The 24,401-nt window shown below is 45.2% G+C and carries 19 protein-coding genes; 8 read left to right on the top strand and 11 right to left on the bottom strand.

The window, feature by feature from the left end; all coding sequences use genetic code 11:
• Positions 1-250 precede the first annotated feature (250 nt).
• Complete coding sequence (locus P2W84_RS12130; RefSeq protein ID WP_276090406.1) at positions 251-1,060, top strand: hypothetical protein; 810 nt, start codon at positions 251-253, stop codon at positions 1,058-1,060.
• Positions 1,061-1,122: 62 nt separating this feature from the next.
• Here the strand turns inward: P2W84_RS12130 and P2W84_RS12125 are convergent, their stop codons facing one another.
• The 3 genes from P2W84_RS12125 to P2W84_RS12115 form a co-directional block, all read right to left on the bottom strand.
• Positions 1,123-2,478, bottom strand: coding sequence for a serine hydrolase domain-containing protein (locus P2W84_RS12125; protein ID WP_276090405.1), 1,356 nt, complete (start codon positions 2,476-2,478; stop codon positions 1,123-1,125).
• Between the two features lie 626 nt (positions 2,479-3,104).
• Entirely contained in the window at positions 3,105-3,926 is an 822-nt protein-coding gene (locus P2W84_RS12120; protein ID WP_276090404.1) for a type II CAAX endopeptidase family protein, read from the bottom strand.
• A gap of 81 nt (positions 3,927-4,007) precedes the next feature.
• Complete coding sequence (locus P2W84_RS12115; protein WP_276090403.1) at positions 4,008-4,547, bottom strand: hypothetical protein; 540 nt, start codon at positions 4,545-4,547, stop codon at positions 4,008-4,010.
• A gap of 87 nt (positions 4,548-4,634) precedes the next feature.
• Between P2W84_RS12115 and P2W84_RS12110 the strand changes: the two genes are divergently transcribed.
• The 4 genes from P2W84_RS12110 to P2W84_RS12095 all read left to right on the top strand — a co-directional run bounded on the left by P2W84_RS12110 (position 4,635) and on the right by P2W84_RS12095 (position 11,046).
• The gene (locus tag P2W84_RS12110) at positions 4,635-7,442 is read left to right on the top strand and encodes a gliding motility-associated C-terminal domain-containing protein (protein WP_276090402.1); all 2,808 of its coding nucleotides are present in this window, start codon (positions 4,635-4,637) and stop codon (positions 7,440-7,442) included.
• A 45-nt stretch (positions 7,443-7,487) separates the two neighbouring features.
• Positions 7,488-9,041 carry a TlpA disulfide reductase family protein gene (locus tag P2W84_RS12105; RefSeq protein WP_276090401.1) on the top strand — a complete coding sequence of 518 codons (1,554 nt, stop codon included), beginning with the start codon at positions 7,488-7,490 and terminating at the stop codon, positions 9,039-9,041.
• A gap of 67 nt (positions 9,042-9,108) precedes the next feature.
• The gene (locus P2W84_RS12100; RefSeq protein ID WP_276090400.1) at positions 9,109-9,912 is read left to right on the top strand and encodes a helix-turn-helix domain-containing protein; all 804 of its coding nucleotides are present in this window, start codon (positions 9,109-9,111) and stop codon (positions 9,910-9,912) included.
• Between the two features lie 24 nt (positions 9,913-9,936).
• Positions 9,937-11,046: an FAD-dependent monooxygenase gene (locus P2W84_RS12095; RefSeq protein ID WP_276090399.1), complete on the top strand. Its 1,110-nt coding sequence runs from the start codon at positions 9,937-9,939 to the stop codon at positions 11,044-11,046.
• 179 nt (positions 11,047-11,225) lie between these two features.
• Here P2W84_RS12095 and P2W84_RS12090 read toward each other — a convergent pair whose 3' ends face one another.
• Positions 11,226-13,793, bottom strand: coding sequence for a TlpA disulfide reductase family protein (locus P2W84_RS12090; RefSeq protein ID WP_276090398.1), 2,568 nt, complete (start codon positions 13,791-13,793; stop codon positions 11,226-11,228).
• A 177-nt stretch (positions 13,794-13,970) separates the two neighbouring features.
• Here P2W84_RS12090 and P2W84_RS12085 point away from each other — a divergent pair, with 177 nt between their 5' ends.
• Positions 13,971-15,065 (top strand): TlpA disulfide reductase family protein, encoded by a 1,095-nt coding sequence (locus P2W84_RS12085; RefSeq protein WP_276090397.1) that lies wholly within the window; start codon positions 13,971-13,973, stop codon positions 15,063-15,065.
• A gap of 138 nt (positions 15,066-15,203) precedes the next feature.
• A complete protein-coding gene (locus P2W84_RS12080) occupies positions 15,204-15,683 on the top strand; it encodes a GNAT family N-acetyltransferase (RefSeq protein WP_276090396.1) in 480 nt (159 codons plus the stop codon).
• Positions 15,684-15,719: 36 nt separating this feature from the next.
• On the opposite strand, the gene dnaE is transcribed toward P2W84_RS12080, so the two are convergent.
• From dnaE to P2W84_RS12060, 4 genes are all read right to left on the bottom strand, one after another.
• Complete coding sequence (dnaE, locus tag P2W84_RS12075; protein ID WP_276090395.1) at positions 15,720-18,659, bottom strand: DNA polymerase III subunit alpha; 2,940 nt, start codon at positions 18,657-18,659, stop codon at positions 15,720-15,722.
• A gap of 3 nt (positions 18,660-18,662) precedes the next feature.
• A complete protein-coding gene (gene dinB, locus P2W84_RS12070) occupies positions 18,663-19,820 on the bottom strand; it encodes a DNA polymerase IV (protein WP_276090394.1) in 1,158 nt (385 codons plus the stop codon).
• Positions 19,821-20,003: 183 nt separating this feature from the next.
• The gene (locus tag P2W84_RS12065) at positions 20,004-20,705 is read right to left on the bottom strand and encodes a hypothetical protein (protein WP_276090393.1); all 702 of its coding nucleotides are present in this window, start codon (positions 20,703-20,705) and stop codon (positions 20,004-20,006) included.
• 108 nt (positions 20,706-20,813) lie between these two features.
• Complete coding sequence (locus P2W84_RS12060; protein ID WP_276090392.1) at positions 20,814-20,972, bottom strand: hypothetical protein; 159 nt, start codon at positions 20,970-20,972, stop codon at positions 20,814-20,816.
• Between the two features lie 529 nt (positions 20,973-21,501).
• On the opposite strand from P2W84_RS12060, the gene arr reads away from it, so the two are divergent.
• On the top strand, positions 21,502-21,927 hold the full coding sequence (gene arr, locus P2W84_RS18005; protein WP_346348964.1) for an NAD(+)--rifampin ADP-ribosyltransferase: 426 nt from the start codon (positions 21,502-21,504) through the stop codon (positions 21,925-21,927).
• A 14-nt stretch (positions 21,928-21,941) separates the two neighbouring features.
• Here the strand turns inward: arr and P2W84_RS12050 are convergent, their stop codons facing one another.
• Genes P2W84_RS12050 through P2W84_RS12040 form a run of 3 tightly spaced genes read right to left on the bottom strand, consistent with a single transcriptional unit; the run spans position 21,942 to position 24,273 of the window.
• Positions 21,942-23,180 carry a S41 family peptidase gene (locus P2W84_RS12050; protein ID WP_276090390.1) on the bottom strand — a complete coding sequence of 413 codons (1,239 nt, stop codon included), beginning with the start codon at positions 23,178-23,180 and terminating at the stop codon, positions 21,942-21,944.
• 19 nt (positions 23,181-23,199) lie between these two features.
• Positions 23,200-24,003, bottom strand: coding sequence for an AraC family transcriptional regulator (locus P2W84_RS12045; RefSeq protein WP_276090389.1), 804 nt, complete (start codon positions 24,001-24,003; stop codon positions 23,200-23,202).
• A complete protein-coding gene (locus tag P2W84_RS12040) occupies positions 24,004-24,273 on the bottom strand; it encodes a DUF4242 domain-containing protein (RefSeq protein ID WP_276090388.1) in 270 nt (89 codons plus the stop codon). It lies immediately after the preceding gene.
• Positions 24,274-24,401 lie beyond the last annotated feature (128 nt).

Here is a 24,401-nt window from a genome sequence, read left to right as displayed (position 1 = left end):
AATATGTGCCCGAAATTGGTATGCTGCTTTCCAAAAGCTTCTTGGTGGGCGGCCTGGCGAGCTACAAGCAAAACGCCTTTACAGCGATTTAGGCTTCGTCGAAAAGCATTCTGTAATGCTGTCCGGCAGACAACATACTCACATGCAACTGACCATAAAATAAGTATGGTTTGAATAATTTATTTGGCGGTACCCGTTACGAACCTGCTGCAACTGACGTCTCCAATTACGAGATTACTATCGTTTACACATGAAATACCAAATCCTTACTGCTACCGTATTCACCATCCTTACTTTGCAAACTGCATGTACTAAAGACGCCACAAAGCCTGATCTTGCGCCTGTAGTTAATGTAAAGCCAACCGGCACACCATTGAAATCTACAAACTGGAGCAACTCAGCAAAAGAAGAGTTTACTTATAATTCCGACGGCTCGCTGAAAAAAACGATAGGCGGGCTACAAAACGCAGGCGGGCACATCCGCAAGTTTTCTTATCAAAACAGCGTACTTATTGATATTACCAAAGACGATATTAAAAAGAATAAATTCAGTTATAATACAGCCGGACAGATCAGCAACATAGAGGAAGTTGTGATCAACGATGAGCATCACGGCTCTCGACTTGATTTTGATTACAATGCTACAGGCACTTTGAAATCAATGAAGTATCTGCAATTCGATGAGTTCAAAAGCAACCTGGTAGCCACATCCACTTATGAATATGACGGACAAGGTATGTTAACTAAGGCGGCAATTACCTACCCTGCTCAGCCAAACCGGAAAATAGAGTATTACTTCTCTGATTACAGTGTAGAGCTGCAATTCTTGCCATGGGCTGTGCTGGATTTTTGGCACCTGGTTCAACCAGATTATACCTTTTTTAATTACCCATTATTAAGCCGGCTCAATAAATTGCCAAAAAAAATTATCACCAAGCTAATTGTGAATGGGACCTTGCAGGAAACCAAAACGAAGGCGTTTAACTATACAATAGACAATAGGCAGTTACAGAAGATCGAATACGTTACTGATGGGGTAGAGGTTATTTTTAACTACTGAACGGCCACTGTTCGGTAATGTTATTCCTGGAAGATGAAACGCATTTTCACATGGGTGAGTAGTCATTCTCCCTTTTTTAAAGCGATCCTTTCATTACCATTGATTTTGATTCGCATCTGCTTTTCTCCGTTTTGCTCTTCAAAGGTGATCTCAATGCTTTCCTGAAGCATATCATAGAAATGGGATGCATCCAATGCGGCCAGTTCGGATTTTGGCCCCTGAAATGGGTAAACTACAAGGCCTTTTTCCTCAAGTTTAACTTCTAGTTTTAGTGGCGGCGCCGAAATTTCATAGTTGCCGGTATACCTTTCCAGGATTTCTCTGGACACCTGGACTGGAATGCGCTTTACTGGCAATTTCACAGGTAGATGGTAGACGGCTTGTAGTAAGTTTCTGGTGATCTCACCCAATCCTGAAACCTCATGATTGGACAACAGAATTACGCAGATATCGTCTTTTGGGATTCTTGCAAAATTACTTCTGAAACCCCAAAAGCCACCGCTATGGGATACGAGTTGCTGCCCGTTGACGGAGTCAATCTGAAAACCATAACCATAAGTCGGAGAATACTTTTTATACGCGAGGTCCTGACTTTTCTCGCTGATGAACTTCCCTTGTTGTAAGACCTGGTGCCAGCGGTAGAGATCGCCAACTGTCGAGTACAGTGCTCCGGCAGCAAACGTGATCCTTGGGTCGTTTAATGGCGTCTCTTTGTCATAGTTTTTCCCGTTCTCGGCCCAATAGCCCTTGGCTCTCTGGTTTTGGGGAAGTGCTGCAAAGTCAAAACCGCTGTTTTTTAATCGGTATGGTTTCAATATGTAAGCGCTCACAGCCTGCTCATAACTCATATTGGTTATTTTTGCAATCAGGTAACCTAGTAAGTAGTAACCGCGGTTGCTGTAGCTGAAAGTCGTCCCAGGGATTAAAGCAAGCGGCGTTTTGTCCAGTTCGATCATCAGTTTCTCCTCTAATGTTTTGGCCGTCAGGTCGACGTTCCTGAACTTCTCTTCGATTGCCCTGTCACTGATTCCAGAGGTGTGGCTGAGCAAATGACCGATCGTTATGCTGCCGCAATTTCTTAACTCCGGAAAATATTTATTGATCTTGTCACTGATCGCAAGTTTCTTCTGCTCAGCAAGTTTAAGTACCAGTGTGGATGTAAATGTTTTGGTAATTGAAGCGATGCCGAATATGGTTTCAGGTTTGTTGGGTGATGCTTTATCCTGATCAGCCAGGCCGTACCCTTTATTCAAAAGGATTTTACCTCTTTGAGCAACCAGAACTGTACCATTGAATTCGCCAAGGCCTGTGTAGGTTTGGACAATACTATCTAGCTTTGCCGGTAATTGCGCAACCGAAGGCGTTGCTGTTAGCAGTAAGGCCGAAGCCAGGATCAGGATAGAGAATCTTTTTAGCATATAAATTTTCTGGGTTCTGGCATTTTGTGTGCCAGAGCAAATGTTGATCTATTGACCAGAAAAGCACATTTTTGTTTCAGCATTTGTTCGGTTCCGAACAAAATGTTCCAATGCGGGCAAATACTATGGGCACTGGTTCAGGATTGCAAGAATATGCTGATCTAAAAAGTCGTGGCGAGACTGCCGGTCAAAATTCAGTTCATAGAATATGTACAGCAGCAAAAGTAAACTTGCGGTCAGTCCAATGGCCAGACCAACAATGTTGATGATAGATGCTGTCTTAGATTTCGCAATGCGATTTTGAGATTTTATTTAAACATAGCAGCTTATGTTTGGTTTCCTGACAATGGTGCGGTCAATCTTGTACCAATGTAGGAAAATAGCATTTTTGCTTGATATCAGCACTCACGCTGGTCAATGATAATAGGAATGAGGGTGGAGTGTAATATGCTGTACGCCTGCGAGTCGGGCAACAGGGCCTTGGGCTTTGCTTCGCCGTATGAGGGAAAAGCTAGGTACCTATATGGGTTGCGAGTATGAGTGAATTTAAGGTTGATTTAACTGATGCATTTATAGGAGCTGAGCTTTTCCATTTGTATGATAATGCGTCCGGGGGGAGGTCTCGGTCATAATTTGATCTTTTCAGTGGTCGATAAATTTTTAGGCTTAAAAATCATAATGGTCGCGATCCCCCACACAGTAATTAGCATACCCATATAATTAATGATATTCTGATCGGTAAAGTCTGCCAGGAACGCGATGTCAATCGTAGAATGAAAAATAGCACATACCAGTATGCTGGCTTTTGAACTATTATAAAGCCAGGTCAACAGCACACTGCCGGTGAGCAGGCTGAATATCCAGCCGAAGGTTCCGGCAATACCCATGTCTATAAATCCGGGACGGTACAAAAACAGTGGCCAGTGCCACAAAGCCCAGAAAAACGTGAGGACGAGACTTGACCACAAAGCGTTATACCGGGCTTGCAAACGTGGCAACGCAAAACCTCGCCAGCCTACTTCTTCACCGAACCCGAAAAACAGTAGGTTGTAGAGCAGAAACCCAATAAAATTAAACTCCGGAAATTCCTTGGCAACAAAAAGCCCTGGCAACTCAACCGGGTGATGATTCAGCAGCTGATTGATAACAGCTGCGATCCCTGCAAGCAGGAAAGGAGCGAGCAAAGCAATGGCGACGTAAAGCATTGGCTTGAATTTCCCCATTTGCCGAACAAGGATTTTTAGTCCCTGTTCACCTTCAAACACCCGGGTGCAGATCAAGGATGCGATCATCGGGCCGAGACCACCGATGCCATGATGAAGCGGCAGCACGGGCAAGCCATTTACGCCAAAGGCCGGGCTGTAAAGGGGGAACCAGATAATCCAGCTAATAAGGTACGCGAGCGTGAAATAAATGATCAGTTGATGGAGTTTGGTTTGGGTATTCATCTATTTGTTATTGTTTATTCCGGGGTACTTACCTGAAGTTTTATGACCAGTTTCCGGGCAAGAACGTTGTCATGCTACTTGTTACCGATCATGCCTGGTGCGACAAAAAATCCCAGCGCAACACCTATCCTTACAAAGCTGTAGCTTTGCTGATAGTAGATATTGCAAATACCTTTGAAGAGGATAGAAGGCGGTGAACCCTGGCATAAAGCTCGGCGTCCTGACTGGCAATGAACGGTCCCCCGCCTGTTCATCGTCACGAAATATCCGGACTTTATACCTGGCTGTCAAATGGACTGGAACCGACCACCTTTTCCCGCCAATGACAAAGTTAGGCTGAATGTCCGCGGATAAGATATAACCATCTTTTGGACTGCCGAGCTCACAAAACGGGGGACTGGCATAACTGAGCGGTGCATAATTCATTGTTTGTTGCAGAAAAGTGAAATTGCGTATGCGCCTGGTCAGGATTTCGAGCAATGTGTCGCTGGGATTGACCGTTGAAACGAGTTTCTCGGCCGCGATCCTCTCGCTTGTGATTTTGTCCGATTTGGCCTGCCTGGCAATAGATGAATTCAGCAGGCAGAAAGCGACGATGAACAGGTAAATCTTTTTTGACATAGAAGAGCAATTTAGATGTCAGCAAAACTTGTTTAACTAAAGATAGGAAAAATGAAATAGTCTTTTTAACTTGAAGATTACAAGTCAATGATTCTCAGTAGATTATTTTGTGTTATTGTTTTGCTTGGTGCACTACCTCTCTGCGGATTTGGGCAAAAGATCCCTGTGGCGCCGAGTTTGATGCTAAATGTTGGGGGTGAGGAAGCTAACGCTTATGGTTCTGTTGTAAAACTGGATAGTCAGGGCAATAGTTACGTCATTGGCGGTTTCAGCGCTAAAACAAATAACGTTGATTTCGACCCTTCTCCAGATATATTTACCCTCGGAGTAATTGCCAGCGGGTTTGTTGCTAAATATAGCGCGGCAGGTACTCTTGTTTGGGCAAAGTCATTTAGTGGCACCGGAAATTGGCTTGACCTTGACCGTAACGGCAACATCACCGTGATTGGAGAGAGACCCCCTAAGGTTCCGCACAACAATGCAAACGGTTATTCAGATGCTTTTATTTTGCATCTTGACAACGATGGAAACGTGTTGTGGGAGAAATTAGTCGAAAGCGGCAGCAAAAATATTCCAATAGACCCGGACAGAGTGCTGATATATGAGGATGCACAAACAGGGCATAAAGTGTCCAGCGATGACGCCGGAAATTTGATCGCTGCATTTAGGTTTGGAGGATCACCTGACGTAGAAGGTGTGGTTACCGCAAAAGGAACCTATGATGGTTTGGTGGTAAAATATGATCCCGATGGTAATGTGATTTGGAAATTTAACCTCGGCTCAACAGGTTTATCCAATAATTCAGCGATAGAGACATTGGTTGATAGTAAAAACGACATTATTGTTGCTGGCTACACCGATGGTATGGTTAATTACAATCCATTAGGCACACCCGTCAATGTTAATGCCAACCATACTTTGTTTATTGCCAAATATTCACCAGCAGGCATTTTACAATGGATCAAGACCATTAATGTGAATGCGAACAAGAACAATGTTAAGCTGGCATTAGATAGTCAGGACAACATTTATATAAATGGTTCGTTTTCTTCTCAAGTAGATTTTGGCGTGGCCCCAACCCTGGTCGTTAAAGGAACGCAGGATATGTTTATTGCAAAATATTCATCAGCCGGAAATTTGTTGTATCATAAAAGTATAAATGGTACAAATGCTACTGTGCTTAATACCGGAATGACAACCGGACCGGATAACAGTTTATACCTCACTGGCAATTTTTTTGGAAATGTCGATTTCGATCATTCTTCCTCCCTAGCCGAACGTAATGCTAATGAGTCCGTTAATATGTTTTTAGCCAAGTATGATGAGAACGGCAACTACAAATGGGCATTTCGCATACCCGACCTTGCCGGTGGCACTGGTACTTCAATTAACCTTAACTACGTTAATAAATTATCGCAAGTTGGTGTCCAGGATGTAACAGTAAATGTCAGCGATGAAATAGTGGTAACCGGTGCGTTTATTACTACCGTTAATTTTAACGGTACAGGATGCGGTGTGAATAGCATGACAGCCAATAATGTTAATCCCCCATTCCGCGGGCTGAGAGATATGTTTATCATACGGTATTCCCCTACAAATGAAATACCGATTGCTAACAACACGGCTACCGCGCCCGCAGTATCGGAAATTTGCCCGGACACTGATCCGGGAGTTATTATCGGTAGCGTTCCCGTCGGAAGTAATTACACTTACCAATGGCAGCAATCATTGGATAACATGACCTTCAAAGATATTGCAGGCGCGGTTTCAAAAGATTTTCAGCCGACGGTATTATCTGCGACAACCTATTACCGCCGCAAGATCATCACATCGGAGTGTGCGGCGCTGAACGCCAGTAATGTAATTACATTAACCCTTTTGACAGCCGCATCGAAAAATACCATCACAGCCCCATCTATGTTGAATTTTTGCAATTCTGGTGATCCCGGGATCATTCGCGGTTCGCCAGTGAAAGCCACGGGCCATGTGGATTACCAGTGGCAGCAGTCAACGGATAGTGTTAATTTTATAAATATTGGTGGTGCCACTTCGATTGAATATGACCCACCGCCTCTTACTGTCACTACCTATTTTCGTCGGCTGATTACAAGCGCGCCCTGCAACATGGGTACCCCAAGTAACATCGTTAAAATGATGATTAATGCTACACCTATACCGACAGTATCGGCCGAACAAACTGTTTGCATAGGCAATAGTGTAACCTTAACTGCTACTGGCGGCACTCAGTACTCCTGGTCGCCCGCAGCGGGTCTCTCTGCAACAGATATAGCATCGCCAACCGCTAAACCAACTGCAAGCACGAGCTATAGGGTGACGGTTTTTAATGGTTCCTGCAGTGCTGTGTTATCTGTCAAGGTAGTGGTAATAGATAAGCCCATATTGAACGCCGGCGTTGACACGGCAATAATGAAGGGCGATAAAATAATGCTAGGTGCCCAGATTAGCGATGTAGAAGGTGCTACTTACACCTGGACACCCGCAACTTATCTGGATGACCCCTCTCTTGCCCGTCCTACCGCAAGTCCTACAGAAGACGTTACCTACCGGCTTACCGTAAAATCGCCAAATGGATGTTTCACAGTGACTGATGAGGTATCGATTTTTGTTCAAGAGAAATTAATGGTCCCCAACGCATTTACTCCCAACGGAGATGGCATCAATGATAAGTTGTTAATTTCCGGATTAGACTCCTATAGATACAGTAAATTGACAATTTATAACCGCACTGGTCAGCTGATATTCAAAAGTTTGGCATATCCCAAACCCTGGGATGGAACTCATAATGGCAAGGCCCTGCCCACGGGAACGTATTACTATGTCATTGAACTCGACAACCGGAAACGTTTGTCTGGCTATATCTTCTTGATTAGGTAGTAGAAGCTAAAGTTTTGTATCTTCACTTAAAATTAACCATATCTCATGAAATATCTTCTTTCCATCGCGCTTGCACTGATTGTACTGTTCGCGAAAGCACAAACCACGGGGCAATCAAAGCTTGATGCTTCCATACCTGTTCCAATCCAGAAATGGCTCAATGAAAAAGCAGCGTTAAAAGGGGCTAGACCAAAGCATAAAGGATTTTTTACGAGCGATTCTATTAAAATCTTTGGCTACATTAAAGGTTATGATAAAAATGCAGGTTATGCGAGCGGCATCATTTATCATAGTAACCAGCTGACTAACGAAGATTTCCCCACTACAGTTAGAATCAATAAGGATGGGACTTTTGAGTGTAGCCTGCCAGGTGTACATCCGATAGTGTCCAGCATTATCATTAATAATGACAGAATACATTTCTACGCTGAGCCTGGAATCACTACCGGGGTTATTTTGGATGGCAAAAGCGCTGAATATTTGGGTGTTCTTAAGTCCGTGAACGATCAGTTTGCTGCCATCCAACTACCCAATCCAGACTACGATAAATTGGAAAATTACCAGAAAACACAGAAGCCGGAAGATTTTAAACAGGAACAGCTGAGAAACTGGGAAACAGCAAGCAGGAAAGCAGACAGTGCGATGAAGGTAATGCAGACGACCGAGAGGGTGCGAAAAATGGTCAAAAACCAGGTGGATCTGATGTATGCGGTTTATCTGCTTGACTATGAAGTGTCGCGTGATTATTATCAGAAACAGGATCCACAAAATGAGGTGTTGAAATTACCTATGCCGGAAAACTATTGCGATTTCTTAACCAGAATAAATTTGAATGACCGCACGTTATTGGTTTCTGATCGCTTTTCAACATTCATCAACCGCTTCGAGTATTCCCCTGTCTTCGATCGCATGATTCTGTATAGAAATCAAAAAGTGAGAAATTACAACGCTTTGGATTCCGCATATCTCAGCAAAAATAAGACGTCAAATTTGGTTTACGATATCGCGAAAGTACGCTCATTACTTTCCATTTTTAAGTTTTCCCAGTACAAAGAACAGCGACTTGACGGCGAAATTGCCATGCTGTCTAAATCTATTAAGGATCACTTTGTATTGCGGGAGATGGACCGGATGTATGAGAAATACAAGCTTGGAAAGGTGGCGTACGATTTACCCAACACCGCGGCTGCCGGTGTGTTTAAAAAGATAATCAGCCCACTAAAAGGAAAGGTGCTGATCGTTGATTTTTGGGCGGAGTGGTGCAGCCCATGTCGTGCTGGAATTGAGAGCAGTCTGGAACTGCGAAAGAAGTATAAGGACAATCCGGACTTCGACTATGTATTCGTCACAGACAGCGAAAGTACCGGGGAAGCTTTCTATGAGGATTTCACCAAAAAGAATCTGATGACCAACACGCATCGGATTACTGCTGATGAGTATCTGGCCTTGAGGGAGCTGTTTAAATTTAATGGCATACCCAGGTATGTACTGGTCGATGCAGAAGGCAAGATACAAGATGATAACTTTGCTTCCTATAACCTTAAGAGCGAGTTTCAGAAGTATTTTCCCGAAAAGTTTCCGAGCAGTTATTGGAAGTAACGGGCAAACCGGAGCTGCTGGTCTTTCGGCCACTTTTCTGCTTATATGGGGTTTATTAATTTTGACTATGCAGCATCGGGAAATTGAGGCGCCGGAAATATTACAAGACAGCATCCGGGCATTTTGGTTCCGGGAGATGGACTTTGGTGCTGTACCCGCAGATTTTGAGGTGATGCCTGACGGGAATGCAGAGATCATCTTCTATTTTGGGAGTGAATGCAGTCTGGTGCATGATGGACTGGCTACGGCTTTACCTTCGCCTTATATTGTCGGCCTATTACAGCACCCGATTTATTTCCGTGCCGCGGGGCATTTACAGATTATTGGTATCAAGTGCGCTCCCTGGGCTGTTTACGATATGCTTGGTCTCAAGTCGGTCAAAGGCGGGGTGCAGTCTTTTACGCATCCGTTGGCTAGTTTAAAGACAGATCTGGAAGCATTACTCGTTGATGGCAACATTGATGCTGCCTTAATGCTAATCAGGGATTGGTTTTTAGCGTGTCAACAGTCGCTAAAACCGGAATTGAAAAAAGCCGGTCAGGCCATGTTGGCCGCAAACGGTTCCCTACCAATAAGTTCAGTTGCCGCCGCAGCCAACGCGACGGTGCGTACTTTGGAGCGAAAGTTTAAGGCTTCTTCCGGATATACAGTCAAAGATGTCTCGGGCCTGATCCGTTTTGAGCAGGTGCGCGATCGTTTGTGGCGTGCACCGGAAACCAGCCTTTCAGCTTTAGCGCATGAATTGGGCTATGCCGACCAGTCGCATTTGAGCCGGGAATTCAAACGTTACAGCGGTACTACTGCGGCAGCTTTTGCCAAACGCCGAGGTGGCCTAAGTGATGATTTTGTCGCAATTATTCTATCCAATTGATCAAGCGGCACAGACCTTTGTGTCATGAAAGATCAAAAAGTATTAGTATCGGGAGCCAGTATTGCCGGGCTGACAACGGCTTGGTGGTTAGAGCATATCGGTTATCAGGTAACTGTTGTGGAATCAGCTGCAGCGCCACGCACCAATGGTGCCGCGGTAGACTTGAACGAGCCAGCGGTCGCTATTGTCAAGCGCATGGGTTTATATGAGCAACTCAGGGCACACCACCTGGGTGTTGACCGCATCGAGTATAAAAATGCACAGGATATCACAGAAGGCACGATTGTTATCAATGATGGGTCCGGACCTGAGTTGGGCGGGGAGCTGGAGATTGAGCGTGAGCAGTTCGTAGATGTATTGATGCAGGCACTGGATCAGAAGGTGGAGTTTTGGTTTAATGACCGCATTGCGCAGCTGAGCGATTCGGGCGAAAATGTCGAGGTTACTTTTCGAAGTGATAAAAGGAGTGAATTTGACCTGGTGATCGGCTGTGATGGTTCGCATTCAGGTACCCGTAAACTTTGCTTCGGCCCGGAACAAGATTTCGAGCATTTCCTTGGCGCTTACTTCGCCATCAGTATTATACCAAAATTGTTAGTGCCGCAGCGCACGATGCAAACCTTTAGCGTTCCCTATAAGTCATTGATGTTGAATGCTTACAATGGCAAAACCGATGTCATCTTTATTTTCCTTTCGGGCGAGATCTCCTATGATTACCGTGATTCTGCCCAACAACGTCAAATCATTGCAGAAAGATTTAAGGGAGATGGTTGGCGAACCGGAGAATTGCTTGATGAGGTAGCAGGGGCTGATTTCTATTTTGACAAGTTTTGCCAGATCAAAATGCCGTCGTGGTCAAAGGGTAGGGTTGCGTTGGTAGGGGATGCCGCCTATTGTCCTTCGCCAGCCGCCGGTCAGGGCGGATCGCTGGCGATTCAGGGTTCGGCGGCTTTGGCCGATGCATTGGTCAAACACAACGGCGATCACCGCTTTGCATTTGCTGAATATGAAAAGCTTTTGCGACCGCAAATAGAAGAGGTACAGGCAATGGCCGAACAAAATGTAAAGACGCATTTCGTTTTAAAAACTGAAGAAGAGATCCGGCAGCGAAATACGGAGGCGAGGCATTTTTAAGCAAACCTGACACACCGTGGCCACTGCTTACCGCCTGGCCCTTCAGTATCCCCGGTGCCATTCATGGTAACCTTGATCTCTGCTGATTTGCCGATATTCAGGTCTTTTTGAAACACGTACCTGCATTGAGCTGAACTTTGTGGCGAATAACTCTTCTGGCCAGCGAATATGCTATTTAACTATTGTTTCAGCAGCTCATCAACCTTAGTTACCAGTTCATCCGGATTGCTCGGTCTTGGGGCTTTCGTTGTGGTTATGTTTCCAGTTTTGTCAACCAGCATATAAGTAGGGAAGGAGCTGACTGAAAGGCGGCGCTCTAACATATATTGCTGGGAGTCGGGGAGCCGGTAATGAACTACATTTTCCCCTGTTAAATCCAGTTCTTTGATCATGTTTTTCCAGGTAAATTCAGGAGAGTTGTTTGCGAAATACATGAATATGACATCTTTGCCTTTCAATGCTTCTTTTGCCTTGCCGACATATTTCATTTCTTCCCGGCACGGGCCACACCAGGTACCCCAGAAATCTATGTAAACTACTTTGCCTTTATAGGGTTCCAGGAGCGCCTTAAATAGGGAGTCTGCATCTTTTGAAGATTTCAGGTGTTCAGTGTTTTTCAGGCTGGCTGCATAGGCAAAATCTATCGTTGTTTTTTTGAGCAGGAAATTTTGGTAATCCTGAACGCTGGTTTGAAATACAGGAGACTTTATCTCTTGTAGTGCGGCCTCGAATTTTCCGGATTCCAATGGCTTTCTTGTCATATCCAGGTAGCTCATTATTGCCTGCACGTTGTAAGTATTTCTGATGTCCTCGTTGGGGATAAGCTGCCGGTTACCTGCGATGTCAGATTGCAGCATGTTATATACCAGTGTCTCTGTTGCCACATCTGTTATCAGGGACTGATGCTTTAACCGAAGATTACTCACTAGTTTCGATTGGTTCAGGTTTAATTTCTTTGTCAGCTGTTTTGCACGTATGGAGTCAACGTTGGCAATGCTATCGATCTGCCAGGAAAGCATCACTGCTTTTTTTTCAGGGTCGCTTGCCGGTATGGTGCCGTTGTTGATCAGGCGCAATAAGGTCTGCAGGTGAGAAACTCCGGATTCCCGGATATCCTGTTTCATATATTGCACGTAATCTCTGCTGAAGGTCGAGAAGTCGCGCACTAAAGTATAGGGTTCGACCGGATCGATAAACAGGGAATCCTTTACATAGGCCATATATTCAGCAGGGAAATGCTCTCTGTTGCGTCTATCGAGATCGAAACGCTTTTGCATCAGGTAAAAGCCTATGTTATACCTGTTAAAATTCCAGACAAAATACCTGGTCTTTGCGGAAAGGTGAAGGTTGCGTTTGAGGTAGTTGGCAAAAAAGGTATTTGCCTTCTTTAGTTCGGCCTTCTTAGCCTGCAGGTAATCCATACCTTTCATTTTATTCACTTCTGCACGTCGGCTATTTTCTTCTTCTGTAAGGGCGAATGCAGCATATGGCTGATAACTCGCAAGTTCGTTGTGCAAGCGCACGTCGTCGCCCATCATAAGGTATTGTCCTGAGTTGAAGTCATGATATAAAAAATAGTGCTCTCCAGGTTCAAGTATGTCGATTTTTTGCATTCTATGCCAGTCTAGAAAAACCTGCTGTGTATTTAGCAGCGGGACTTTGATGAGGAAACGGCCAAGGGAATCTACATCTGCATATATTTCCTCTTCATCTCCCTTGATAATGTTGATTCTGGATACTCTGAATGGTTCGAGATTTGGCGCATTGCGCAGGTAGCCTGTAATGTACGCGGTGTCTACTTGCTGAAAATGGGTGTCTTTGAAAGTAGTTTCGTCACTGGTAGCGTAAGGCGGTAAGGTTTTACCTGCACGTTTGTATTGCCGGTGTACTTGATTTTCGGCCTGGACAGACACCAGACTGTCGTTTGTCTTTTCCACAATGAGGTTAATGGTCTTGTCTCTGTTCTTTAAGGTAACTCTGCACTTTTTTGCTGAAAATTTCAGCTCCTGGTAATTCCAGAATTCATTGTTATAAATTGCAAAGTCCTCAAAGAACCCAAAGGTCCATTTATTGGCTTCAGGATCGTACCAGTTGCCCAGCAACTGATATACAGCGGGGTTATTTGCTTTCGCGCTATAACTCTTGGCTGCTCCTTCTGCAGCAATGCGACGAGTTCTGCCATTGCCCGTTATATAGATTAGCCTGTAATTATTCTTATTTTTGATCAGGGCACGGTATTCCCTGTTGAGGTATTTGCCAAACCACTGAATGTCCCATTTCTGCCCTTGCAAAAGGATTTGTCTTCCTTTTATGGAAAAGGAATCATTTAGCTGATCTCCAGATACCCATTCTCCGTTGACCTCCTTTTGAACTTGGTCAATAGGGTAGTAGACCATATCCGGATGTTTGCTGACCTGTCTGCAGGTCTTAGGCTTATCCCATTTATCAAACTGGAAAGAGCCTGTACTATCGGAACTAAGTTCTGCACGGAGGGAGATCTTGCCCTTAACTTTATTGGAGAGCCAGATATGGTATTTTGGCGCTACACCTGAGATACTATCTACCTGATAAAGGTCGTAAAAGAATTCGATCTGGTTGCCTGCAATGGTGAGGGCGTCCCAGTTGCCTTTTGTGGTGGATTCTATAAGCCAAAGCCCCTGAAGTTTTGCCGGGATTTTGACGGCCGCGTTTGAATGAAAGCAAAACAAAAGGACAAGAAGGAAAGACAGTGTGAGGGAGCGTTTCATAGCTTTAGGGTATTTTTTTGGTTAACCTATTGGTTTTGGCTTTCAAGTACGTGATAAAATGTCAATTACAAAAGAATAAAATTGTTAAACTGTGTTAAGGGAGTTTTTGAGGATAGTTAATCGGTGAACACGGCATAAGTTGTAGGTTTTTATCGGTAGGATATAGTAAATTTAACAATGAACATATCATTACATTGTTTAGCGGCGACAGGCCTGATATTGTTGCTCACTGTGATGACGGTTAAAAGTCAGGAGAAGGTCGAAATTACCGGTAGCTTTGAAACCAGCAGTTATCCGGACACGCTGGTTATTAGTGAAAAAAACAAGCAAACCAGGCAATACTACTCACAGCATCATGTTCCGGTAGTGAACGGGAAGTTCAGTGTGACTTTGTCTGCCGGTCACGGCGATTTGTTCTACCTGGAATCTGGAGAGGCTGGGCATGAGATTTTGCTCGCTCCCGGAAAGGTAAACGTTAAAATTCTTGACTCACTGATGCATCATCTGCAAATCTCCGGGAGTCCGACAGCCATCGAATACAACAATTTTATGAGTTCGACGCGAAAGATTCCAGAATACGCTGAGGCATTCAAGGTGCAGACAGAATGGTTAAGCTCAAAAGACGTTAAATTTAAAGCGATTTTGGACTCACTGATGACGGTCTACTGGTCAGCTGTTGACCGGATGAAGCTGCAGTATATAGAAAGCAATCCTGATTCCTACCTTAACCCAATACTTTTAAGTGGAATGTCGAAGATTGACGATCAGCGTTTCATTCGCCTTTATAACAGCTTCAGCTTAAAAGCGAAGGGCAACCATATCGGACAGCAAATCAAGTACAAGATTGATAGCCTGATGCAGGCTTCGGCGCTGCCTGATTTTCGGTTGCCGGATACGGCGGGGAAAAATTTCAACCTTTACGATTTTAAGGGAAAATACGTCCTGGTTGATTTTTGGGCATCCTGGTGTATACCCTGCCGTCAGGAAAATCCGAATTTGAAGCTGGCGTATCATCAATTCAAATCAAAGAACTTTACCATTGTCGGTGTATCAGTCGACGATAAGCGGGAGCCATGGATGAAGGCAATACACGACGACCAGCTTCCCTGGTTGCAGCTCAGCGACCTGAAAGGAATAAATAATTCCGCTTACAGGAAATATGGACTGAAGAAAGTGCCCTCTAATTTCCTTATTGGTCCGGATGGTAAAATCCTTGGAATCGATTTATTTGGAGAGCAGCTGCTTTCAGCGTTAAATGCACTTTTACGATGAGCGGGTTGATTTAAGCTCAGCGGGGGGTACTGGCAGTTTGTGGAGATGGAGATGAATGTTTATCGTCAGCAATCTCAGGTCTGGGCCTATAGCAGGAATTTCTCACTCTATTTAATAGTGAAAGTGTAGATTTGTGGGATGGCGAATGACCTTAGACTGCGACCTGCTTTAGCGACCGATATTCCCGATATTATTGATCTGTATGTAAAGACAGTGCTGACGATCGGTAGCGCTGATTACGATGATCAGCAACTGGAAATTTGGTCGAACCTCGGGAGAGATCATGCCCGATGGGAAAGAAGGATTGCATCGCAATACTTTCTGGTTGCTGAACTGGAGGGGCAGATCGCCGGATTTGGTAGCTTGACAAATGAAAATTACCTTGATGTTTTATATGTTTCGAAGGATTTTCAGCGGCGAGGTATTGCCAATTTGCTATTTGATGCGCTGCTGAAGCAGGCTTTCATAAACAATGGTGCAAAAATCACTGCTGATGTGAGCAAGACTGCCAGGGCATTCTTTGAAAGGAAAGGTTTTGTTATGATCAATGAAAATAAGAACCTGATTGGGGAGGTGGTTATTGTGAACTATCGCATGGAATGGTCAGACCGGATTTGACTTCGTCCCAGAAAGGGGCATCGAACTGCGGAGCTATTAGGCCATTACTGGATTTTCTGCAATTTCCAGCTTAGCGAATTTTTGGACTTCAATGCTTGGAAAACCAAAGTCTTCCACAACTTTGCCCAATATCAAATAACAGCCTGTACCCCTGAAAGGATAGGACGGTGTATCCTTTGGAAAATGCGTAGTATCGAAGAAGCTGCCGTCGTTGTCCAGAAAGGTGCCGAACCACATTTTTTTGTTGTTTCTGGTACGTACTGTCTTTTCACAAACGTATTGGCCTACCATTTTAATGGTTTGACCGGTATAAGCGGTCAGATCTTTGGCCTGGATCTGCCCCCGGAAGCTGGTCTTCAGCAAATCAAACATAGATAGCGTTAAAGGGTAGCCAAGCAGTTCCAGTTCATGATAGGCATCTTCCAATTTGGTGTTGACCAGATCGGGCAAGGTATAGTGTCTGGCCTGAACCTGGAATAGCTCCGCATGATTGCTGGGTTTTGCCTTCTGCCCCAGCAGGGTATGGGCATCCCAGAGCAGGGCTTTTTTACTTTTCCTGGTAAAGCGGAAGGCGCCCACCCTGATCAGGACCACTACCTGCTCCAGACTGATCTCTGTTCGTTTAACAAAATCTTCCAGATCGGTATAATGACCATTCTGCCTACGTTCCTCGGGAATGCCTTCAATAAACTTGCTTTCCAATCCCTGAATGCCGATAAATCCCAGCCAGGCATCTGTTCCATAAAGAGAAACCACGCTATTACTATGGTTTACACAAGGCAGATGGACATTTGCCCCGGCTTTCCTGAGCTCATGCACATAAAGCCAACGGGTATAAAAACCGCCGTAATTATTTAAGACCCCGACCATGAATTCAAGCGGGTAGTAGGTTTTTAGAAATAGGCTCTGGTAACTCTCCACAGCGAAACTGGCCGAATGTGCCTTGGAGAAGCTATACCCGGCGAAACTGGATACCTGCCGCCAGACTTCTTTGGTGACCGGCTCCGGTCTGCCCAAAGTCTTGGCGCCTTCATGGAACTTTTCGACGAGCCGGTCAAATTCTACTCTTGAGCGATACTTGCCACTCATTCCCCGGCGCAGGATGTCTGCATCGGTTCCATCCATACCTCCGTAATGGATACAGATCTTGATGACGTCTTCCTGGTAAACCATGACGCCAAAGGTTTCCTTTAGCTGTTCTTCCATGACCGGATGCAGGTATTGGACGGCATCGGGACGATGAAAGTTCTGGATATAGGTTTTCATCATGCCTGACTGGGCTACGCCGGGACGTATGATCGAGCTTGCTGCGACCAGGGTAAGGTAATTGTCGCACTTCAACTTGGATAATAGTTGCCGCATGGCCGGGGACTCGACGTAAAAGCATCCAATGGTATTGCCGGTTTTCAGGCGCTCATTCACATGCTCATCTTTCATAAACTTACGTACCTGGTGGATGTCGATTATTTTTTGCTGGTTCTGTTGCACTAGTTTTACCGCTTCCTTAATGTGGCCAATACCACGCTGGGAGAGAATGTCGTATTTGTCATAACCAATTTCTTCTGCCTCATACATATCCCACTGGACAGTGGGCATGCCTTTAGGTGGCAAGTCAAGGGCCGTGTAATAGGTAATTGGTTCTTCCGAGATAAGTACGCCTCCAGCATGGATGCTTCTTTGGTTCGGCATTTGGCTCATCAGCTCGTAAATGGCCATGATCTTTTTAAATGTTTCGTTGTCACGGTTTACGGTCATTCGACTGGGGTCGGTAAAGCCGTCAATTTCCGATTTGGGAAGCCCCATTACCTTGCCAATCTCACGGATAATGGAGCGGTCTTTAAATGTTGACATCGCGCCCAGCAGCGCTGTATGCTCCCGGCCGTATCGTTTGAAAATATAGTCCTGCACGTCTTCGCGTTCATCCCAGCTGTAATCGATGTCGAAATCCGGAGGGCTGGTGCGTTCTGCATTCAGGAAACGTTCGAAGTACAGATCCAGTTCAATAGGGTCTACATCGGTGATGCGGAGGCAATATGCTACGATGCTGTTGGCACCGGAGCCCCGGCCTACATGGTAGTAGCCTCTGCGCATGGAATATTGGATGATGTCATTGGTGATCAGAAAGTAAGCACAGAATTCAAGGTCAATGATGACCTTCAGTTCTTTTTTTAACCGTCTCAGTGCTTCCTTGTTCTTGTTGCCATACCTGTATAACATTCCTTCCATGGCCAGCTTTTCCAGCAGCAGCTTATCGTCCTTTTTATTCCCGGTAAAGGTTTTGCGGTTCAGCTTGATCTTGCCTTCAGGGTAGTCCATTTGGCAACTATCCATGAGCCTGCGGGTATTTTCCAGGATAAAGGCATACCTGGCATATTTATTTTCCAGTTCACCGAGGTCCATAAACAAGTCGGTCTCTTTGCACTTGTCTTCCTTCTCTACCATGGTGATCAGGGTATTGAGGTCGATTCCCCTTAGATATTCGTGGAGCCGATAGCCAATTTTACCGGCAACGAAGACCGGTTGAAGGACGACTAATTTTTCCGGTTGTTCGGGCTTCCGGTTGTGGAGCTGATGCAGTTCGTCAAAGCGTATTCCGATGTATTCACTTTCCCTCAACGGACGTTTATGCCCAAAAGGGTAGATGATGTAGGCATCTTTAAACAAATTGGGCTCATCGGGCAGCTCCTTTTGAGACAGGTTGTGTTCGCTCAGGAACTCATTGAGTTCTTTCATGCCCTCCTTATTGCGTGCAATGCCGACGTAGAGCAATTTCTTATCTCTTCGAAATTCGAGGCCGCCAATAGGTTTGATCTTATGTTTCCTGCACTCGCGCATGAATTCCATTACCCCGGTAGAGTTGTTGATGTCGGTCAGCGCCATTTGGGTGATCCCACGAACATGTGCTTCTTCTACCAGTGTCTGAATGGACATGGTGCCGTACCGAAGGCTGTATTGGGAATGGACGTTCAGATACATCGCTTACAATTTGATGTCCATCGCTGAGGCCCTGGTCACTGCATCCTGACCGAAACGTCTGCGGATTTTATCCAGTGCCTGCACCAGACTGTACTGCTCCTGGGATTCGCTGTATAAATCGATCTGTTCGAAACCAGAGACCAGATTGCTCAGTCTTACGCCAATCAGGCGGAGCAGCATCCTCCGGTTATACATTTTTTTGAACAGGTCTTTCGCTGTGGTGATCAGTACGCTGTCCAATGAGGTATAGCCAATGGCCATTTGTTTGGTCTCGGTTTCAAAATTGGCGTAGCGGATGGTGACTGTGACACAGGAACAAAGCTTTTTTTTCTCGCGCAGCTGGAAAGCAACATCCATTACCTGGGCCGTAAGCAAATTATTCATCATTTCAATATCAATGGAATCGGCATGGAAGGTACACTGGGTTCCAATGGATTTTTGCTCACTGTAAGGAATGACCGGGCTAAGGTCTATGCCCTTGGCTTTTTGAAGCAGCGACAGACCTGATTTACCGAGCAGGAAATACATCTGGTCTGGATGGATCTGCGAAAGGGTATGTATTCTTTTGATGCCCATGTCGCTGAGCTTGATGAAAGTCTTTTCTCCCAGTCCAGGTATTTTGCGGATGGATAACGGATTGAGAAAGGGCTGGACTTCGGGGGCTTTCACATTCAGTTCGCCATTGGGCTTACATTCATTGGTGGCCATCTTGGAAACGGTTTTGTTGACCGATAATCCAAAAGAGATCGGGAGCCCGGTCTCTTTGATGACCAGCGCCCGGAGTTCATGCGCATATTTCTGGGTGCCATGAAATTTGTCCATACCGGTCATGTCGATATAATGCTCGTCAATACTGGCTTTTTCAATGAGCGGGACCCGCTCTTTTAAAATGTCCGTGATCTCATGGGAGGCTTTGGAATATTCGTCCATATTTCCCCTGATAAATACCGCATGGGGGCAAAGTTGTTTTGCCATTCGGGACGACATTGCAGAGTGTACGCCAAATTTTCTAGCTTCATAGCTGCATGAAGCCACCACCCCACGATCTGAGGCGCCGCCAATGATTACAGGCTTCCCAATCAGCGAAGGATCTTTTCTGACTTCGACGGAGACAAAAAAGGCATCCTGATCCATGTGAATAATTTGTTTATCCCCGGACATAAATGAATTTTAGGTTGCAACAAAGCTAGAGCATTTGTAAGTGTAAATGCAAATAAAAAGCTAAATTAATTAGTTTTATGACTTTAGTTTGGTGGCTATAAGACTAATAAATTTAGTATTGTCTGGTATTTAAAAATGAGGGTAAAAAAAGTGTCAAGCATGAAAAGCCTCCTGAGGCATGGATTAAGAAGTGATATATCCAGCAATATCATTGGCTAAATCTGCTAAGAAATCCTGTCGGTTGGGTTGCGTATCTTTAACCCCAGGAGGCAGTTCGTTCATATAACTAAAATGCCCGGCTTGCTCATCTAAAATAAATTCTATCTGGCTTGGGTTGCGAAATTGTTCTTTTAACCGTAAGGCTTTACTGGGAGGAGTAATAGTATCTGTCCCTCCATTACGCAGATAGACCTGCGTATTGACTGCCTGGAGCGCTTCAGGGTGCAGAAAGAAATCCACTGGCGGTGCCATAAGGGCAAGCCGATCAAATCTCCAAATTGATTGCGTACGCAATTGGTGTCCCGAATAAGTAAGGGCGTTTCCTCCGGCAAGAGTGAGCAATAAAGTTCCACCTATAGAATGGCCTATGCCGGTAATTTTCTCATGCACATATGAATAGTGCTCTATAACCGTTTCAAGGAGCCTGATGCGTGTATCGAGTTCCTCATTTGTAGGTAAAGGAGATTCGAACATTTGAAAATGGGGCGCAATAACTGTGCATCCCTGTTCTGCCAATGTCCTTAGTAAAAGGAGGTATCTGGATGGGTTTCCACCACGTCCAGCAGCGAAAACACCAATGCATGATGGCTTCTCTGTTTCCAGTAACGTTACCGTAAATTCCTGATTTTTGGTGAGTATGGACTGCGTACTTTCTTTAAATTCCATTGTCCTTTTGATTAGCTGCCAAAGCTAATAAATCATGAATAGGGTAGGTAGTTTTAGCATGGTTTTCTTGTATCTATCTGAAAAAAAAGGCCCCGAAAGGGGCCTGGTTTATTTCATTTTCTTTTCGATCTGCTTGCGCTGGTTGGAGCCGCCTTTTTTCGCTTCCTTAATGTCTGCCTGGCTAACGCCCATTTTACCGGCTTCGTACTTGATCTCATGTGGTTGATTCGATACCGAATTGCGTTCTACTTTGCTTCCTCGTGCCATAATAACTGAATTTTAGTGAATGATTTGTTGCTATAACACTCTTGATCGCTGTTGGTTTTCGTGAGGGTACAGAAATGCGGAAGTTGATTTCCATCTGTTGTATGTATAACGCAGAATTTGTTGTGATTGTATGTCCGGTAAAATATAGTTGGAAAAGCGGTTTTTTATGGGTTTGAGGTACTATTTTTGGAGAAACTAACTGAATATGAATACAGATTTCCATCCGGACAATGCTATCGTTAAGCTCTGCATGCAGGGTATGAAACTAGAAGAACAGGGACAACTTGAAGAAGCCAGAGATACATTCTTACACAGCTGGCATAGCGCGACCAACGACTTCGAAAGATTTCTTGCAGCGTGGTTTATAGCCCGCCTTCAGCCCACTGCTTCGGAAAGGATTTTGTGGTATGAAAGGGCTTTAGAGCTGGCATTGAAGGTGGGCAATGACGCCGTGAGGAGTGCCTTTCCTTCGCTGCACACGAATTTATCGAGATGGTATCATGAAGTCTGCGATTTAAAGAAAGCAGCCATGCACAAGGAGCTGGCGACAACGTCTGCAGGCCAGCCAATTGATAAGGGCCCGTTTTATCATGGAACCAAAGCGCAGCTCAGGACGGGTGAGTTACTGAATGCCGGCCGGGTTTCCAATTATCAGTCTGACTTCGTGATGAACCACATTTACTTTACTGCTCTGCCAGGTGGGGCTGGCCTGGCTGCTGCTTTAGCCCCAGGTGAAAATCCGGAACGGGTGTATATTGTTGAGCCAACGGGCAGTTTCGAGGATGATCCCAATGTGACTAATTTGAAATTCCCTGGTAATCCGACGCGTTCCTACCGGAGCACGGAACCCTTGAAGATTGTTGGTGAAGTAACAGAATGGCAAAGAACCACACCGGAACAGATACAGCGGATTCGTGACAGGTTTGCTGACAAGAAAGGTGAAATTATCAATTGATGTTTAGTGTATGGTCAAAAATCCTTTTTTGCCTTCAGGAAATCAATGGCTTTAGCCAGGATCGGGTCGTCTCCGGGGTGCTGGTTTGCCATGGAAACTTTGATGGCTGGCTGATAGCATTCACGTGCGGTTCCATTGATATGGTATAACCGCTCGGTTGAGATGTTGAAGCCAATCTTCGTGCCGGGCATCCTGAAACTTTCCACCGCACCATTCAGCCTGGCCAATTCTGTACCGATCACCGTGGCTCTTTTCATACCGTCAAAAGCGATGGTAATGCCCTCGCTGATGCTGCCGGTCCAATGGTTGGCCAGGATGACCACTTTGCCATTATAGGTGACGCCCCTGGGCGATACGATCTCTACCCAGGAGCGCTTGATGCCGGTTTCCCTTTCTTCTGCATAAAGCTCATGCTTTTGGTAGCACTGCTCTTTTGAAATGAAGCGCCCGAGGATTGCCCTGGCCACACTCGTATTTCCCCCGCTGGGAGTTTCCCGGAGGTCGATGATCAGTGCCTTTTTTTCCAGGGATGCATTCAGGACACTGTCAAATCTGGGGATCAGCTGGTTATCGTAAAGAAAGTTATTGATTTTGATGTAGTCAATTTCATGGGAAGTTTTGGATTGCACCATCGCCGGATACTCAATATGTTCCAGTAACAAACCGTCCTGGTCGGGAAAGAAATCCCTTGTTCCGCTGATGGTTTTTACAGTGATCTTCCTTTTATCTATATGGTTGCCGGCAAGTGCCAGGCGAAGGGCAAAGTTCCAGGCTTCTGCGGTTCTTGTATGTGCAAGGTAGGGCAGTATGGCTTTTGCTACTTCAAGGTCGTTGATGGCCATGATTTCCATGCCTGCCTGAATGCCGACCTTATCGGCGCCCATACCTATTCTCACCTCGTCGATGACCGGCTTGCCATCGTGGTATGATGCCCATAGGTCGGTGCCGGTGGGAATCAGCCTGCTTGAGGCGGGGGTGTTGGTGTTGAGCGAGCAATGGTGGTCGTAGAGTTCATTTATGGCCTTTTCAAGGATGCGGACAAAGCCATTTCGGGTACTTACAGTGTCGACTTGTGCCTGATAGACTGGCCTTAAGCTGTTCCAGTCGATGCCTTTCTTTTGGAAATAGGCATAGTTGTCATTGATGGTATTCCAGAAATAATCGAAATCTGTTCTGTATTGCTGGTTGGTGAGGGTTTGTGAAAAGGCCGTGAATGTGGATAGATAACCGATCAGGAAAAATATTTTTTTCATTCTTCTGGAACTTGCTCGACTAGCGGTTGGTACTGTAGGCAATGGGGGAGATGCCCGTGAATTTTTTGAAGTAGTTGCAATAATGTGCCGCATCATAAAAGCCCAGTTCGATGGCGATGCTCAGCAGCTCATTGCCCTGCTTAAGCATCGATTTACTTTTCTCTATGCGTTGGAGTATAAAATAGTTGTTCGGTGTTAGCCCCGTCTGTAACTTGAACAACCTGATGAACTTGAACTTGTCGATGCCAAATCGGCTGGCGGCCTCCTCCAAAGAGAATTTCTTCAGGTTTTGCTCCGCGAGGAATTCATCGAACAGGGACTTGATCCTGGTGTCTTGCAAGTCTGCCATTTCATCGCCGTGTCTCATGGCAAGTTGAGAAAGTACCTGCCTAAGCCCTTCCTCGTAGTCGGGAAGGACATGTGCCTGATCTATGACATTGGCAAACTGGTGCAGATCGGCAAACAATTCCTGGTCGTAGATCACCTTTTGGTTAAAAAATATCGACCTGCTCTGATTGCAATATTCAAGGAAGTCCTGACTCACGTAAAAAGTAAAGAAGGACACGCTCTCATTTCTGTCAAAGGGATTGGAATGGATTTCCTGAGGATTGGTGATCAGTATGGTGCCACTCGGGGCCACCAGCAGGTTATCGTCCAGCCTGGTGTTGAAGGCACCGTAGTAGATCAGGGTAATATTATAGGTTGGATGGAAGTGTGAGGGAAAGGAACTGTTGTAGTTCTTCACTGACAGCGCTTCAAGACCTTCGCCTATGTTTAACTTGTAATACTTGGATGGCATGGCATTCGTTGCCCAAATTGACAATTATCTTGTTGTTGGATCTATCATGGCCTTCACCTCGGCAATGGAGGTGACGGGGAAGTTACCTTTTTGTGCATGTTCTCTTACAACCTCTTCACTTTCGGCGATATGGATGCAATAGATCTTATCCTGTGTGACAAAGGATTGGATCCAGTGATAGGGCTTTTCCAGCTGGTCTACCACCGCGCAGGAGGTTGCAGATATCGCGGCCAATTCTTCCGCAGACAGTTGTCCTGCCCCGGGCAGGTCTCTTTCAATGACAAATTTCTTCATTTTTTTGTTGTTTTTAGGTTGCTGTGTGACTATTGTGAATCACTTGTTTCCACTAAGTTAGCAGACAAAGAGGATGCTGCATTGTAAGATATTGCAATTTGATGTGCCTGGCCGGATTTCAGCCTTGA

This window comes from Pedobacter sp. JY14-1, assembly GCF_029269825.1.
Lineage (GTDB): Bacteria > Bacteroidota > Bacteroidia > Sphingobacteriales > Sphingobacteriaceae > Pedobacter.
The sequence above is the reverse complement of the archived record's forward strand: the minus strand, read 5'-3'. Positions and strand labels throughout refer to the sequence as shown.